We start from the raw sequence: 17,601 nt of genomic DNA on the forward strand, positions 1-17,601 counted from the left end.
TCAGGCGCCGGATTCTGTGTTTCGCGACTCCATCCATTCGGCTATCGCCTGCCATGCCTGGCTCAGCATTTCGGGCAGCATCAGGTTGGTGTGTCGGCAGGGCAGGCCGACCGCCGAGACGGAGCCGCGGACGTACGGCTCCCAGCGCTGCTGCCGGGTGTCCAGCGAGTCGCTGTCGTCGTCGCGGCTCTCGGCGACGAAGAGCAGCATGTCGCCGTCGAAGACGGCGGGTTCGTGTCGCCTTCGCAGTGCCGTGTTGTTGCGGAAGATTTTCGTGATGAGGAGCAGTTCGTCGTCGGTGATGCCGTCGATGATCTCGCCGATTTCCTCGCGGATGCGGGCCGCGGTCTCCCGCAAGCCCGTCTCCGGGTCCGGGTCCCGCTGTACGCGCTCCGCGGGCTGGGGAAGGGGGGCGGGCTCGCCGTCCCGGGGCGGCGGCGGGTAGGCGTCCATGACGACCAGCGCGGCGACGGTCTCGCCGGCCTCCCGCAGCCGAACGGCTATCTCGTGCACGGGAATTCCGCCGAACGAGAAGCCGAGGAGGTGGTAGGGGCCGTTGGGCTGGACAGCTCGGATCTGTTCGACGTATTCCGCCGCCATGGCGCCGATGCTGTCCGGCAGCGTGTCACTGCCGTCCATTCCGGCGGCCTGGAGCCCGTACAGCGGGACGCCGTCCGTGGCGTACCGCGCCAGCGGGCGATAGCACCAGCTCAGGCCCGAGGCCGGGTGGACGAAGAAGAACGGCGGCCTGTCGCCCTCGGTCCGGATCGGCAGAATCCTGTTGAGCGAATCGCTCACGGACGCCAGGTCCAGCTGACGGACGATCCCGGCGACGGTCGGTGCGGCGAACACCTTCCGTACGGAGGTGGAGATTCCCTTCTCCCGCAGCCGGGTCACGAGCGTGACAGCGAGCAGTGAATGGCCGCCGAGCCGGAAGAAGTCGTCGTCGAAGCCGACCTCGTCGAGGCCGAGGACGTCGGCGAACACCTCGCTGACGACGTACTCCAGGCTGGTGGCGAGGTTCCTCCTGCTGTCCGGGGTGGTGGCACCGGCGGTGTAGTCGGGGGCGGGGAGGGACTTGCGGTCGAGTTTGCCGGCGGCGGTCAGCGGCAGCTCCGGCAGTGCCACTACGGCGGCCGGGACCATGTGGTCGGGCAGCCGCGCCGCCACGAAATCGCGTACACCGGCGGTGTCCATTCCGGTGTCGCCGTCGGCCGGGACGACGTACGCGACAAGGCGCCGGTCGCCCTCGGTGTCCTCGCGGGCGACGACCGCGGCCCGCGCGATGTCCGGGTGCGCGAGTAGTACGGCTTCGATCTCGCCGGGTTCGACGCGGAAGCCGCGGATCTTGACCTGCTCGTCCACGCGGCCGAGGAACAGCAACTGCCCGTCCGGGGACCACCTCACCAGGTCGCCGGTACGGTACATCCGCTCACCGCCGGTCCCGAAGGGGCACGCCACGAAGCGCTCGCTCGTGAGGGACGGGCGGCCGACATAGCCGCGCGCGAGTGCGGCGCCTGCCACGTACAGCTCGCCGGGCACCCCGACCGGCACCGGCTGAAGCGCCTCGTCCAGCACGAACAGGCGGGTGTTGGCGATCGGCGTACCGATCGGCACCACGTCGTCGTGCGCAGACAGCTCGGCCGTGGCCACACCGATCGTGGTCTCCGTCGGGCCGTAATGGTTGAACACCCGCCGGCCCTCGGCAACAGCCGTCCGCACCAGCTCCCGCACCCAGCCAGCTGAGGCCGCCTCACCGCCAAGGACCAGGGACTGCCCCGGCAGCAACGGCTCCACACCCACCGCAGCCGTCAACGCCGCCAGATGCGACGGCACCACCTTGAACGCATCGATCCGCCGCTCGACGAGATAACCCACCACCGCTTCCGGATCGGTGACCGCCTCCTCGTCCAGCACATGCAACTGCCCACCCGTGGCCAGGCTCGTGAACACCACCGTGTTCCCCAGGTCCGTCACCTGCGCCTGAAGAAGCGCATACCGCGCCCCCGGCAACGACCACCCCAGCCGCACCGACACCGACGAGACATAGTTCGCCAGCGAACCGTGCGTAACCGCGACGCCCTTTGGCACACCCGTCGATCCGGAGGTGTAGATGACATACGCCAGCCCCGCCGGGTCGACCGCCACACCCGGCGCGGCATCCGAAGCGCCCGACAGCCCGGCGAGATCGTCCGAAGACAGAACCACGTCCACACCGGCATCGGCCAACATGAACTCCACCCGCTCAGCCGGCAGACCACCGTCGATCGGCAGATAGGCCGCCCCGGCCTTCCAGACTCCGAGAATGCCGCTGATCATCTCCGCGCCACGCGGCAAACGCAGACCCACCACCGACTCCGGGCCCACACCCCGATCCCGCAGATAGTGCGCCAGACGATTCGCCGCCGCATCCAACTCCCCGTACGACAGCTCCACACCATCAGCGACCACGGCCACCGCGCCAGGGGCCTCCTGAACCTGTCGCTCGAACAGTTCCACGACCGAAGGCGTCTCCGCCTCCGCCGCGGTGTCGTTCCAGTCCCGCAGCACTCGGTCCCGCTCGTCGGCGTCGAGCACGTCGACCGCGCTCAGGCGCAGGTCCGGAGCCTCGGTGACCGTGTTCAGGACCCGTACGAACCAGTCGGCCATGCGGCCCGCCGTCGGTGCGTCGAACAGGTCCGCCGCCACCGTCACCGCACCGCGCAGACCCGCCGGGCGCCCCTCGGCGTCGAGGATTTCGGCGATCCCGAAGTTCAGGTCGTACTTCGCCGGGGCCGGTACCGCTCCGTCGGGCCCGCCGGTGCCCGCGCCGGTGCGGGTGCGTGCCCCCGGCAGTTCCAGTGACGCCTCGCCGGTGTTCTGGAGGGTGAGGAACACCTGGAACACCGGGTGCCGCGCGAGCGACCGCTCCGGAGCCAGTTCCTCCACCAGGCGTTCGAACGGCACGTCCTGGTGGGCCAGAGCGCCGAGGCTCGCCTCCCGGACCCGTCCCAGCACCCGCCGGAACTCCGGATCACCGGACAGGTCCGTACGGATCACCAGCGTATTGACGAAGAAGCCGACCAGGTCGTCCAGCGCCTCATCCGTGCGGCCCGCGACCGGCGAACCGATCGGAATGTCGGTACCGGCTCCGACCCGCGACAGCGTCACCGCCAGCGCGGCTTGCAGGATCATGAACGTCGTCACGCCCTCGGTGCGCGCGAGCCGCGCCAGGCGCTGGTGCACGTCCGCCGTCACTCGCAGCGGTACCCGATGCCCCTGGTAGCTCGCCGTCGTCGGTCGTGGGCGGTCCACCGGGAGCGCGAGTTCTTCCGGCGCACCGGCCAGCGTTTCCCGCCAGTACGCCGTCTGCTTCGACAGCAGGCTGTCCGGGTCGGACTCCTCGCCCAGCAACTCCCGCTGCCACAGCGCGTGATCCGCGTACTGCACCGGCAGCGGCTGCCATTCGGGGGCCCGTCCCTCCAGCCGTGCCGCGTACGCCGTCGAGAGGTCCTGGCTCAGCGGGACGGTCGACCAACCGTCGCCGGCGATGTGATGGATGACCACCATCAGCACCTGCTCGTCGGGGTCGGCTTGGAACAGCCAGGCTCGGATGGGCAGTTCGGCCGAGAGGTCGAACGCGTACCGCATCGCCCGGCCCATGGCATCGGCCACGGCCTCGGGCGTGACCTGGGAGACCTCCAACTCCCAGTCCAGGTCGTGCGGGTCGAGGATGTGCTGGTACGGCTTGCCGTCCACGGCCGGGAAGACCGTCCGCAGCGACTCGTGCCGGGCGATCACATCGCGCAGTGCCGCGTCCAGCGCTCCGACGTCAACGCCGCTCAGACGGACCGGCATGGGGATGTTGTACGTCGGGCTCGGGCCTTCGAGCTGGTACAGGAACCACAGCCGGCGCTGCGCGAACGACAGCGGCACCCGCTCGGGGCGCGCCCACGCCCGCAGCGGCGTACGGGCCTCGCCCACGCCCTCGGCCAGCCGTGCCGCCAGACCAGCCACCGTCGGCACCTCGAACAGCGCCCGCAGCGGCAGCTCGACGCCGAGCACGACACGGATGCGCGAGATCAGCCGTACCGCGAGGAGTGAGTGCCCACCCAGGTCGAAGAAGCTGTCGTCGACGCCGACCGCTTCCAGCCCGAGGATCTCGGCGAACGCCGCACACAGGATCTCTTCCTGGGGTGTGGCCGGCGCTCGACCGTCACCGGTGACGTACTCGGGCGCAGGCAAGGCCCGCCGGTCGAGCTTGCCGTTGGCCGTGAGCGGCAGCTCGGGCAGCGTGACGAAAGCGGCCGGGAGCATGTACTCGGGCAGGCGCGACGTCACCAACTCCCGTAGAGCGTCGGTCTCTTGGCCTGATGGCACCACGTATGCCACCAGCCGTTCGTCGCCGGGGGTGTCCTCACGGGCCACGACCGCCGCCTGGTGGACATCGGGGTGGGTGAGCAACAGGCTCTCGATCTCGCCGGGCTCGATACGGAAGCCTCGGATCTTGACCTGCTCATCGGCCCGGCCGAGGAACAGCAGTTGCCCCTCGGCGGACCACTTGACCAGGTCGCCCGTGCGGTACATCCGCTCCCCGCTCCTGCCGTACGGGCAGGCGATGAAGCGTTCACCGGTCAGTGACGGGCGGCCGACGTAGCCGCGTGCCACGCCCGGGCCGGCGACATACAACTCACCCGCCACTCCGACCGGCACCGGCTGAAGCGCCTCGTCCAGCACGTAGACGCGGGTGTTGGCGATCGGCCTACCGATCGACGGCTCATCACCGGGGGCCAGCGGCGCCGACATCGACGCACACACCGTGATCTCCGTCGGACCATACGCATTGATCAGCCGGCGGCCCGGGGACCAACGCTCCACCAACCCCACATCCAACGCCTCACCCGCCGACACCAGCGTGGTGATCGAATCCAGGCCGTCGTCGCCCAAAGCGCTCAGCACCGCCGGCGGCAACGTCGCATGCGTCACGCCATGGGCCGCCACCAGCTCGACCAGCCCGCCGCCCGGAAGCACGTCGTCCGCCGACGCCATGACCAGGGTCGCGCCCGCGCACAACGTCACGAAGACTTCCGACACCGCCGCGTCGAAGCCGACCGAGGCGAACTGAAGGACCCTTGACCCCCGCTCCACCGCAAACCGCTCACCCTGAGCGGCCACCAGGTTCGCGACCCCGTCATGGGCGACCGCCACACCCTTCGGCGTCCCCGTCGACCCGGAGGTGTAGATCACATACGCCAGACCCGACGGGTCAGCCTCTACTTCCGGCGCGGTCGTGGGCCGAGCCTCCAGCAGCGCGGTCGTCGTCGGATCGTCCAGGGCCACCAGCGGCACCCTGCCCACCGGCAGGTCGTCCAGGGCGTCCTGGCTCCCCAGAACGAGCTGCGCGCCGCTGTCGGCCAGCATGAACGCCACCCGCTCCACCGGCAGCCGGCCGTCGACCGGCAGGAACGCCGCCCCCGCCTTCAGCACGCCCAGAATCGCTGTCACCAGCTCGGCGCCACGCGGCAGGCACACACCCACCACCGACTCATAGCCCACACCCATACCCCGCAGGAAGTGCGCGAGACGACTCGACTCGGCATCCAACTCCCGGTAGGAAAAGGCTACTTCGTCGTGCATCACCGCGACCGCGTCCGGAGCGGCTGACACCTGCCGCCGGAACAGCTCCACCACCGACGAACCCGCCACCACGTCCGTGTCGTTCCACCCACGAATCAGCAGGTCACGCTCATCCGCGCCAAGCACGTCAACCGCGCCCAACCGCACGTCCGGCTCCGCCGTCACCACCTGGAGCACCTGCGCGAACCAGTCGGCGAACCTCGCGGCGGCAGGCCCGTCGAACAGGTCCGCCGCGACCGTCACGACACCGTGCCAGCCCGCCGCCCGGCCGTCGCCGTCGAACTGCTCGACCATCACCACGTCGAGATCGAACTTGGCGGGCAGCAGCACCGAGCCGTCGTCCGGGGAGGAGGTGTTCCTACCGCCGGCGCGGGACGCCGCCCCGGGCAACTCCAGCGTCGCGCGCTCCATGTTCTGCACGGTCAACGACACCTGGAACAGCGGATGGCGGGCGATCGACCGCTCCGGTGCCAGTTCCTCGACCAGCCGCTCGAACGGCACGTCCTGATGCGCGAACGCCCCCAGGCTCGTCTCCCGCACCCGTCCCAGCACTGCACGGAACTCCGGATCACCGGACAGGTCCGTCCGGATCACCAACGTGTTGAGGAAGAACCCGACCAGATCGTCCAGCGCCTCGTCACTGCGCCCGGCGACCGGCGAGCCGATCGGAATGTCCGTACCGGCTCCGACCCGCGACAGCGTCACCGCCAGCGCGGCCTGCAACACCATGAACGCCGTCACGCCCTCGGCCCGAGCCAGCTCCTTCAGCCTCTGGTGTACGTCGGCCGACACGCGGAACGCCGCGGAGTGGCCGCGGTGGCCGGCCACCGCCGGACGCGGTCGGCTCACGGGCAGAGCCAGCTCTTCCGGCGCCCCGGCCAGCGTCCGCCGCCAGTACTCCACCTGCGTCGACAGCAGGCTGTCCGGGTCCGATTCGTCGCCCAGCAACTGCCGCTGCCAGAGGGTGTAGTCGGCGTACTGCACCGGCAGCGGCTCCCACACGGGCGTCTGTCCCCCCGACCGCGCCGCATACGCGGCGGACAGATCCCGCGCCAGCGGACCGCGTGACCAGCCGTCACTGGCGATGTGATGCACCACCACCAGCAGGACCTGCTGCTCGACGTCGTCCTCCGGTCTTGCCTCGAACACCCACGCCCGGATGGGCAGTTCGGCCGAGAGGTCGAACGCGTACCGCATCGCCCGGCCCATGACATCGGCCACGGCCTCGGGCGCGACCTGGGCGACCTCCAACTCCCAGTCCAGGTCCTGCGGGTCGAGGATCTGCTGGTACGGCTCGCCGTCGGCGGTCGGGAACACCGTACGCAACGACTCGTGCCGCGCGATCACGTCCAGGAACGCCTCTTCCAGCGCCGCGGCGTTCACACCGCTCACACGGATCGGCATCGGGATGTTGTACGTGAGGCTCGGGCCTTCGAGCTGGTCCAGGAACCAGAGCCGGCGCTGCGCGAACGACAGCGGCACCCGTTCCGGACGCGTCCATGCCCGCAGCGGCGTACGGGCCTCGCCCGCCGCCTCGGCCAACCGTGCAGCCAGCCCGGCCGGCGTCGGCGCCTCGAACAGCGTCCGGACCTCGACCTCGACCCCCAGCACCGCCCGAATCCGCGACACCAGCCGCACCGCCAGCAGCGAATGCCCACCCAGGTCGAAGAAGCTGTCGTCGACGCCGACCGCTTCCAGCCCGAGGACCTCGGCGAACGCCGCACACAGGATCTCTTCCTGGGGTGTGGCCGGCGCTCGACCGTCACCGGTGACGTACTCGGGTGCGGGCAGGGCACGCCTGTCCAGCTTGCCGTTCGCGGTCAGCGGCAGCTCGGGCAGCGTGACGAAAGCGGCCGGGACCATGTACTCCGGAAGCCGACCCGCCAGGAAGTCACGCACACCACTGGTGTCCATTCCGGTGTCGCCGTCGGCCGGGACGACGTACGCGACAAGGCGCCGGTCGCCCTCGGTGTCCTCGCGGGCGACGACCGCGGCCCGCGCGATGTCCGGGTGCGTCAGCAGTACGGCTTCGATCTCGCCGGGTTCGACGCGGAAGCCGCGGATCTTGACCTGCTCGTCCACGCGGCCGAGGAACAGCAACTGCCCGTCCGGGGACCACCTCACCAGGTCGCCGGTGCGGTACATCCGGTCACCGCCGGTCCCGAAGGGGCAGGCCACGAAGCGCTCGCCGGTGAGCGACGGGCGGCCGACATAGCCGCGCGCGAGTGCGGCGCCGGCCACGTACAGCTCGCCGGGCACCCCGACCGGCACCGGCTGAAGCGCCTCGTCCAGCACGAACAGGCGGGTGTTGGCGATCGGCGTACCGATCGGCACCACGTCGTCGTGCGCAGACAGCTCGGCCGTGGCCACACCGATCGTGGTCTCCGTCGGGCCGTAATGGTTGAACACCCGCCGGCCCTCGGCAACAGCAGTCCGCACCAATTCCCGCGCCCAGCCGGCTGAGGCCGCCTCACCGCCAAGGACCAGGGACTGCCCCGGCAGCAACGGCTCCACACCCACCGCAGCCGTCAACGCCGCCAGATGCGACGGCACCACCTTGAACGCATCGATCCGCCGCTCGGCGAGGTAGCTTGCCACCGCTTCCGGATCGGTGACCGCCTCCTCGTCCAGCACATGCAACTGCCCGCCCGTGGCCAGGCTCGTGAACACCACCGTGTTCCCCAGGTCCGTCACCTGCGCCTGAAGAAGCGCATACCGCGCCCCCGGCAACGACCACCCCAGCCGCACCGACACCGACGACACGTAGTTCGCCAGCGAACCGTGCGTAACCGCGACGCCCTTCGGCACACCCGTCGATCCGGAGGTGTAGATCACATACGCCAGCCCCGCCGGGTCCAGCACCACCCCGGGCGCCGCCTCCGAGCAGCCCTCCAGGAACATGCCGGTCAGCGGATCGTCGATCGCCACCATCCGCGCCCGCCCGACCGGCAGGTCATCAAGCGCGTCCTGCGTGCCCAGCACCAACTCTGCCCGGCTGTCGGCCAGCATGTACGCCACCCGCTCCGCCGGCAGCTCGGCATCGACCGGCAGATACGCCGCCCCGGCCTTCCACACCGCCAGGATCGCCGTGACCATCTCCGCCCCGCGCGGCAGGCACAGCCCGACAACCGACTCACAGCCCACACCCTGACCACGCAGATAGTTCGCAAGGCGATTCGCCGACGCGTCCAGTTGCGCGTACGACAACTCGACACCCTCGGCCACCACCGCAACCGCATCCGCCCGAACCTGCCGCTCGAACAGCTCCACGACCGAGGACGTCTCCCCCTCCACGGCCGTGTCGTTCCACCGTGCCAGCACCCGGTCCCGCTCATCGGCATCGAGCACATCCACCGCGCTCAACCGCACATCCGGAGCCTCGGTCACCGTGTTCAACACCCGTACGAACCAGTCGGCCATGCGACCGGCCGCGGGCGCGTCGAACAGGTCCGCCGCCACCGTCACCGCACCGCGCAGCCCCGCCGGACGCCCCTCGGCGTCGTACGTCTCACCGAGGGAGACCCACAGGTCGAACTTCACCAGGGCCGTGTCTCCCGTATCGAGCCCCGCGCCGCCTCCGCCGGTGCGGACACCGGGCATGTCCAGCGCCGCATCCCCCGTGGTCTGCATCGTCAGCACCACCTGCGCCAACGGATGCCGCGCCATCGACCGAGACGGCGCCAGCTCCTCCACCAACCGCTCGAACGGCACATCCTGATGCGCAAGAGCCCCAAGGCTCGCCTCCCGCACCCTCCCCAACACAGCACGGAACTCCGGATCACCCGACAGATCCGTCCGGATCACCAACGTATTCAGGAAGAAACCGACCAGATCGTCCAGCGCCTCATCCGTACGACCCGCCACCGGCGAACCCACAGGAATGTCCGTCCCGGCCCCGACCCGCGACAGCGTCACCGCCAGCGCGGCCTGCAACACCATGAACACCGTCACACCCTCGGCACGGGCCAGTTCCGCCAGCCGCCCGTGCACCTCCGCCGGCACCCGCACCGGCACCCGATGCCCCTCATGACTCGCCACCACCGGACGCGGCCGGTCCACCGGCAACGCCAACTCCTCAGGCGCACCAGCGAGCATCCCCCGCCAGTACTCCACCTGCCGCGACAGCAGGCTCTCCGGGTCCGACTCCTCCCCCAGCAACTCCCGCTGCCACAACGCATAATCCGCGTACTGCACCGGCAACGGCTCCCACACCGGACCCTCACCACGCACCCGCGCCGCATACGCCGCCGACAGGTCCCGACTCAGCGGCCCCATCGACAAACCATCACCGGCGATGTGATGCATCACCACCACCAGCACCTGCTCCTGGCCGCCCGAACCCGCCACCTCGAACAGCCACACCCGGACCGGCAACTCCACCGACAGGTCGAAGGTGTACTGCATCGCCTGCCTCACGGCACTGCCGAGTTCTCCAGAGTCCACCTGGCTGACCTGCAGTTCCCAGTCCAGGTCTCGCGGGTCGAGGATGCGCTGGTACGGCTCTCCGTCCACCGCCGGGAACACCGTCCGCAACGACTCATGCCGGGCGATCACATCCCGGAACGCCTCCCCCAGCGCCGCGGCGTCCGCACCGTTCAGACGGATCGGCAGCGGGATGTTGTACGTCGGGCTCGGGCCCTCCAACTGCGCCAGGAACCACAGCCGGCGCTGCGCGAACGACAACGGCACCCGCTCCGGACGGGTCGGCGCCGCCCGCAGCGGCGTACGAACCTGCCCCGCACCGTCCTCCGCCAGACGCCCCGCCAGCCCGGCCACCGTCGGCGCCTCGAACAGCGCCCGGACGCCGACCTCGACGCCCAGCAGCGCACGAATCCGCGACACCAGGCGCACCGCGAGCAGCGAATGCCCGCCCAGTGCGAAGAAGTTGTCGTCGACGCCGACGGAGTCCAGCCCCAGCACCTCCGCGAAGACCGAGCACACGATCTCTTCCTGCACCGTGGCCGGGCCACGGCCCTCGCCCGCTGAGTACTCCGGTGCCGGCAGTGCTCGCCGGTCCAGCTTGCCGTTCGCCGTCAACGGCAGCTCGGGCAGCTCCACGACCGCGGCCGGGACCATGTATTCCGGCAGCCATCGCGCCACGAACTCGCGCAGGTCGCCGAGTTCGTCTCCGCCGTGCCGCGGCTCGACGTAGGCCACCAGTCGCCGGTCTCCGGGAGCGTCCTCTCGTACGACCGCCGCGGCCCGCAGTACCCCGGGATGGCGGAGCAGGGTGGCCTCGATCTCGCCCAGTTCGACGCGGAAGCCTCGGACCTTGACCTGCTCGTCCGCGCGGCCCAGGAAGACGAGCTGTCCGTCGTCCGTCCACCGGGCCCGGTCGCCGGTGCGGTACATGCGCGCACCGCCGGTCCCGTAGGGGCAGGCCACGAACCGCTCGGCCGTCAGCCCCGGCCGGCGGAGGTATCCGCGAGCCAGCCCGCTGCCGGCGATGTACAGCTCCCCGGCCACGCCCACCGGCACTGGCCGCAATCCGGCGTCCAGCACGTACACCCGGGTGTTGGCGATGGGGCGGCCGATCGGCGGCTCCCCCGTGTGCGCGGGGTCGATGGGTGTCGACGTGGACCAGATGGTGGTCTCCGTCGGCCCGTACACGTTCAGCAGCTCGGCGGCCGCCGGGGCCAGCGTGGCCGCCAGATCCGCGGGCAGTGCCTCGCCACCGACGAGGACGCGTATACCGGCCAGTTCCACCTGGCCACCGGCCAGCACCGAACGCCACAGGCTCGGCGTGGCCTGGATGACGCTCACCGCGGTGTCCACCACGGTACGGCCGAAGGCAGCCGGGTCGTAGAGGAGTTCCTTGGCGGCCAGCACCACGGCGGCACCCTGGACAAGCGGCAGGAACAACTCAAGACCGGCGATGTCGAACCCGACCGTGGTCAGCGCCAGCAACCGGTCACCGGGCTCCAGGTCCACCTGCTCCTGCATCCCGGCCAGCAGGTTCACCAGCGCCGACCTCGGGATCACCACGCCCTTGGGCCGCCCGGTGGAACCGGACGTGAAGATGACGTACATCGGGTGCTCGGCCGACACCGGGGCCGGTCGATCCGCGTCCGTCACGTCGGACGCCGAGCACTCCGCTATCGCGGCCGCCGTACGCGGGTCGTCCACGACCACCCTCGTCCCGGCCTCCGGTACCAGCCCGGCCACGCGCGTGGCGGTCACCACCGCGACCGGGGCGGTGTCGGCGATCATCGACTCCAGCCGCTCGGCCGGATAGTCCGTGTCCACCGGCAGGTACGCCGCACCCGACTTGGCCACCGCGAGCAACGCCACCAGCAGCTCCGCCGACCGCGGCAACGCCACGGCGACGAACCGCTCGGGGCCCGCCCCGTGCCTGAGCAGCCACCGCGCCAGCCGGTTCGCCCGCGCGTTCAGCTCCCCGTACGACATCTCCGCGCCGTCGGCCAGCACCGCGACCGCGTCGGGCATCGTCGCCGCCCACCGTTCGAACTGCTCAGCCACGCTCAGAGCGGGCAGGGGCAGCGTGGTCGCGTTCCACCGGTCGAGCAGCAACTCCCGTGCCTCGGTGTCGAGTACGTCCACCGCGCTCAGGAGGATGTCCGGGGTACTGGTCACGGCTGCCAGGACTCGGGTGAACCACTCCGCGATCCTGGTGGCCGTCGACGGTTCGAACAGGTCCACGGCGGCGGTCAACGAGCCCCGCAGCCCTGCCGGGCGGCCCTCGTCGTCGAGGATTTCGGACAAGGAGAGGTCGAGGTCGAACCTCGCGATGGACGCCGTTCCCGGGACTCCCCCGGCGTTCGCTGTGTTCGCTGCGTTCACGGCGTGCACCTCGGGCAGGTCGAGCACCGCGCGTTCGGTGTTCTCCATGCCCAGCAGCACCTGGAACAGCGGGTGGCGCGCCATCGACCGGGACGGCGCCAGCTCCTCCACCAGCCGCTCGAACGGCACGTCCTGATGCGCCAGCGCGTCCAGGCTCACCTCCCGCACCCGCTCCAGCACCTGCCGGAACTCCGGATCATCCGACAGGTCCGTACGGATCACGAGGGTGTTGACGAACGACCCGACCAGGTCGTCCAGCGCCTCATCCGTCCGGCCCGCGATCGGAGATCCGATGGGGATGTCGGTACCGGCTCCGAGCCGCGACAGCGTCACCGCCAGCGCGGCCTGCAAGATCATGAACGTCGTCACGCCCTCGGCGCGTGCCAGGTCGACCATCCTCCGGTGCACCTCGACCGGCACCCGCAACGGAACCCGGTGCCCACGATGACCGGCCACCGCCGGCCTCGGCCGGTCCACCGGCAACGCCACCTCGTCCGGCGCACCGGCCAGCGCCTGCCGCCAGTACTCCACCTGCCGCGACAGCAGGCTCTCCGGGTCGGACTCCTCGCCCAGCAACTCCCGCTGCCAGAGGGTGTAATCGGCGTACTGCACCGGCAGCGGCTCCCATACCGGGGCCTCGCCCCGCAACCGTGCCGCATACGCAGTCGACAGATCCCGGCTCAGCGGAACCGTCGACCAGCCATCACCGGCGATGTGATGCACCACCAGCACCAACACCTGCTCGTCGCCGTCCGGGCCGGTCTGGAACAGCCACGCCCGGATCGGCACCTCGGCCGACAGGTCGAACGCGTACCGCATCGCCTGTCCCACGGAATTGCCGAGTTCACCGGACTCGACCCGGCTGACCTGCAGTTCCCAGTCCAGATCGTGCGGGTCGAGGATGTGCTGGTACGGCTCGCCGTCCGCCGCCGGGAACACCGTCCGCAACGACTCGTGCCGGGCGATCACATCCCGGAACGCCTGCTCCAGCACCACGGCGTCCACACCGCTCAGCCCGATCCGCACCGGGATGTTGTACGTCGGGCTCGGGCCTTCGAGCTGGTCCAGGAACCACAGCCGGCGCTGCGCGAACGAAAGCGGCACCCGCTCGGGGCGCGCCCCGGACCGCAACGGCGTACGGGCCTCGCCCACGCCCTCGGCCAGCCGTGCCGCCAGACCGGCCACCGTCGGCGCCTCGAACAACGCCCGCAGCGGCAGCTCGACACCGAGCACGACACGGATGCGCGAAATCAACCGCACTGCGAGGAGGGAATGCCCACCGAGCTGGAAGAAGCTGTCGTCCACGCCGACGGACTCCAGCCCCAGCACCTCCGCGAACACCGCGCAGAGGATCGCCTCCTGCACCGTGGCCGGGCCCCGGCCCTCGCCGGTGACGTACTCGGGCGCCGGCAGGGCCCGCCGGTCCAGCTTGCCGTTGGACGTCAGCGGCAACTCGGGGAGCGTGACGAAGGCAGCGGGGAGCATGTACTCGGGCAGCCGCGAGGCCAGCAACTCCCGCAGATCGTCGGGCACTTGGCCGACGGGAACGACATAGGCGACCAGCCGCTTGTCGCCCGGGGCGTCCGCACGGGCCACGACCGCCGCCTGGTGGACATCGGGGTGGGTGAGCAGCGCCGTCTCGATCTCGCCGGGCTCGATACGGAAGCCTCGGATCTTGACCTGCTCATCGGCCCGGCCGAGGAACAGCAGTTGCCCCTCGGCGGACCACTTGACCAGGTCGCCCGTGCGGTACATCCGCTCCCCGCTCCTGCCGTACGGGCAGGCGATGAAGCGTTCACCGGTCAGTGACGGGCGGCCGACGTAGCCGCGTGCCACGCCGGCACCGGCGACGTACAACTCACCCGCCACTCCGACCGGCACCGGCTGAAGCGCCTCGTCCAGCACGTAGACGCGGGTGTTGGCGATCGGCGTACCGATCGACGGCTCATCACCGGGAGTGAGCGGTCCCGACATCGACGCACAAACCGTGATCTCCGTCGGACCATACGCATTGATCAGACGACGCCCGGGCGCCCACTGGTCGACCATCCCCGCATCCAGCGCCTCACCCGCGGACACGAGTGTGGTCACCGAGTCCAGGTCGGAATCGCCGAGAGTCCGCAGGACCGCCGGCGGCAGCGTCACATGCGTGACGTCATGGGCCGCCACCAGTTCCACCAGGCCGCCGCCCGGCAACACCTCGTCCGCCGACGCCACCACCAGCGCCGCGCCCGCGCACAACGTCACGAAGACTTCCGACACCGCCGCGTCAAAACCGACCGACGCGAACTGGAGCACCCGCGACCCCGGGTCCACGGCGAACCGCTCACGCTGAGCAGCCACCAGATTCACCACACCGGCGTGCGCGACCGCCACACCCTTCGGCATACCCGTCGACCCGGACGTGTAGATCACATACGCCAGCCCCGCCGGATCGACCGCCACCTGCGGAACGGTCGTGGGATGAGCGTCCAAGAGCGCAGTCGTCGTCGGCTCGTCCAGGGCCACCACCAACGGCACCTGCCCAAGCGACGGATCATCCAGGGCGTCCTGGTTCCCGAGAACGAGCTGGGCTCCGCTGTCGGTCAGCATGAACGCCACTCGATCCGCCGGCAGCCGGGTATCGACCGGCAGGAATCCCGCCCCGGTCTTCAGCACGGCCAGAATCGCCGTCACCAGTTCGATGCCCCGCGGCAGGCACACGCCCACCACCGACTCACGACCCACACCCATCTCGCGCAGGAAATGCGCCAGCCGATTCGACTGGGCGTCCAACTCCCCATAGCTCAACGTCACTTGGTCGTGAATCACCGCGATCGCGTCCGGATCGGCTGCCACCCGCCGCCGGAACAGCTCCACCACCGACGCACCCGCCACCACGCCCGTGGCTGTGTCATTCCATCCGTGGAGCAGCCGTTCACGCTCGTCGGCTCCGAGCACGTTCACCGTGCCCAGCGACATGTCCGGGCCGCCGTCCAGGGCTTCGGTGAGTGCGTCGACCACGTTCGCCGCCGCCGTGCACAGCAGTGCGCCCAGCGCACGCGGATCGAGCACGTCAACCGTCTGCACACTCAGACTCAGACCCCGCGTCCCGCGATCGTTGACCGAGACCGCCACCGGATAGTTGGTCCGCTCCTCCGCGAAGACCGTCCGTATCCCCGTCACCGGCCGCTGTCCCGTCGGGCTGTCCGAAGAGTCAGTGATGTGCCGGTAGTTGAACAGCGAGGTGAAGAGAGGCGCATCGCCCACGACACCACTGACCCGCTGCGCCACCGCCAACGGCGCATGCTCATGCTCCAGCAGCGCGGCCAACTGCTCCCGCATCCCCTCGACCGCCGCGCGCACCCCCACTCCACCGGTCAGCAGCCGCACGGGAAGCGTGTTGATGAACGGGCCCACCACACGGTCCGCACCCGCACCCGCGTTCATCCGTCCCAACAGCACAGTGCCGAACACCACATCGTCCCGTCCGGACAGCACAGCCACCACCCGGGCCCACACCACATGCAGCACGGTCGCCGTACTGACTCCCAGTTCCCGCGCCACCCGCCGCAAGCCCTCGGTGACCTCGTCGGTGAGGTGCACGCCGGCCTCGATCACCCGGCTGCCGTCCCCGCGTACATCAAGGAGCCCGTACGGCGCGGTCGGCTCGGTCGCATCACCCAGCAACTCGGCGAAGAACCGCTCGTGCTCCTCCCTCGGCACCGCCCGCGTCTGCGCCACGAAGTTCCGGAACGGAAGCGCAGGCGCCAGCCGATCCGCCTCACCGGACAGCATGACCCTGAGTTCCTGGAGCAGGACGTCCATGCCCATGTGGTCCTGAAGCAGGTGATGCATCCGTACGACGGCCAGCCAGCGGCCCTCCGTCCGCTCGGCCACGTGCAGATCCATCAACGGCGCACGACCGAGATCCATCGCCAGGCCCGCCAGGGCGATCAGGGCCTCCACGGGCTCCGCGTGCCCGCCGTCGATCTCGTGCTCGACGACCGGTAGTTCCGCGTTCCGCCACACCACTTGGACCGGCTCCCGCAGCCCTTCCCACACCACACCCGTGCGGTAGATGTCGTGCCGGTCCACCACCTGCTGGAGCGCCTGCGCAAAGGTCTCCAGCCGGGAACGGGAGTCGAACTCCACCACTCGCACCGTCACGTAAGTGTCGGCGCTTCCACTCGCCATGAGGTGGTGGAAGAGAAGGCCCTCCTGGAGCGGGGCCAGCGGATAGACGTCGGCCACGTTCGCCGCCCCGCCGTCGACCGTCCCGACCACCTGGTCGATCTCGGCCTGCGACAGGTCGACCAGCGGCAGCATGTCCGGGGTGATCCGCTCCGCACCACCGGCCGGGATCAGGTTCTCCGGGACCTCCACCGACCCGACGCCGGCCGCACCCGCCAAACCGGCCGGCGTCGGCGCCTCGAACAACGCCCGCACCGACACCGACACACCCCGAGCCCGCAACCGCTCGACCAACGTCACCGCCAGCAGCGAATGCCCACCGAGCTGGAAGAAGTTGTCGTCGACCCCGACCCTCTCCACGCCCAGTACGTCGGCGAAGGTCGCGCACAGCAGCTCTTCCTGCACCGTGGCCGGGCCCCGGCCCGCACCAGTGGCGTACTCGGGCGCCGGCAGGGCCTTGCGGTCGAGCTTGCCGTTGGCCGTGAGCGGCAGCTCGGGCAGGACCACGACGGCAGCCGGGACCATGTACTCCGGAAGCCGCCCCCCAACCAGCGCCCGCAGCGCCTCGACCTCCAGGGTGTCGGCATGCTGGTCGGCCGGCACCACGTACGCCACCAACGCGTCCTCACGAACCACGACGGCGGCCTGGGCGACGTCCGGACGCGTCAGCAGTACGGCCTCGATCTCACCGGGCTCGACCCGGAAACCGCGCACCTTGACCTGCGTGTCCGCCCGCCCGGCGAACAGCAGTTGCCCATCCAGAGTCCACTTGACCAGGTCCCCGGTCCGGTACATCCGCTCCCCACCAGAGCCGTACGGGCACGCCACAAACCGCTCACCCGTCAACGACGGACGACGGACGTACCCCCGCGCCAGCCCGGCACCCGCCACATACAACTCACCCGTGACCCCGACCGGCACCGGCTGAAGTGCCTCGTCGAGAACGTACAGACGGGTATTGGCAATCGGCCGCCCGAACGGCACCGGACCCGAACGCCCCGCCTCCACCAC

Annotated in this window: 1 protein-coding gene (cut by a window edge); it reads right to left on the reverse strand. The window is 70.3% G+C overall.

Translation table 11 applies throughout. The annotated features are described in order from the left end of the window. Positions 1–17,601 carry the 3' end of a non-ribosomal peptide synthase/polyketide synthase gene (locus Q4V64_RS04875; RefSeq protein ID WP_303709018.1) on the reverse strand. 18,228 nt of this gene lie beyond the right edge of the window, so 17,601 of the gene's 35,829 nt are visible here — the last part of the coding sequence; its start codon lies beyond the right edge, outside the window — the gene reads right to left on this strand; its stop codon occupies positions 1–3.

This window comes from Streptomyces sp. NL15-2K (assembly GCF_030551255.1).
In the GTDB taxonomy this organism is placed as follows: Bacteria; Actinomycetota; Actinomycetes; order Streptomycetales; family Streptomycetaceae; genus Streptomyces.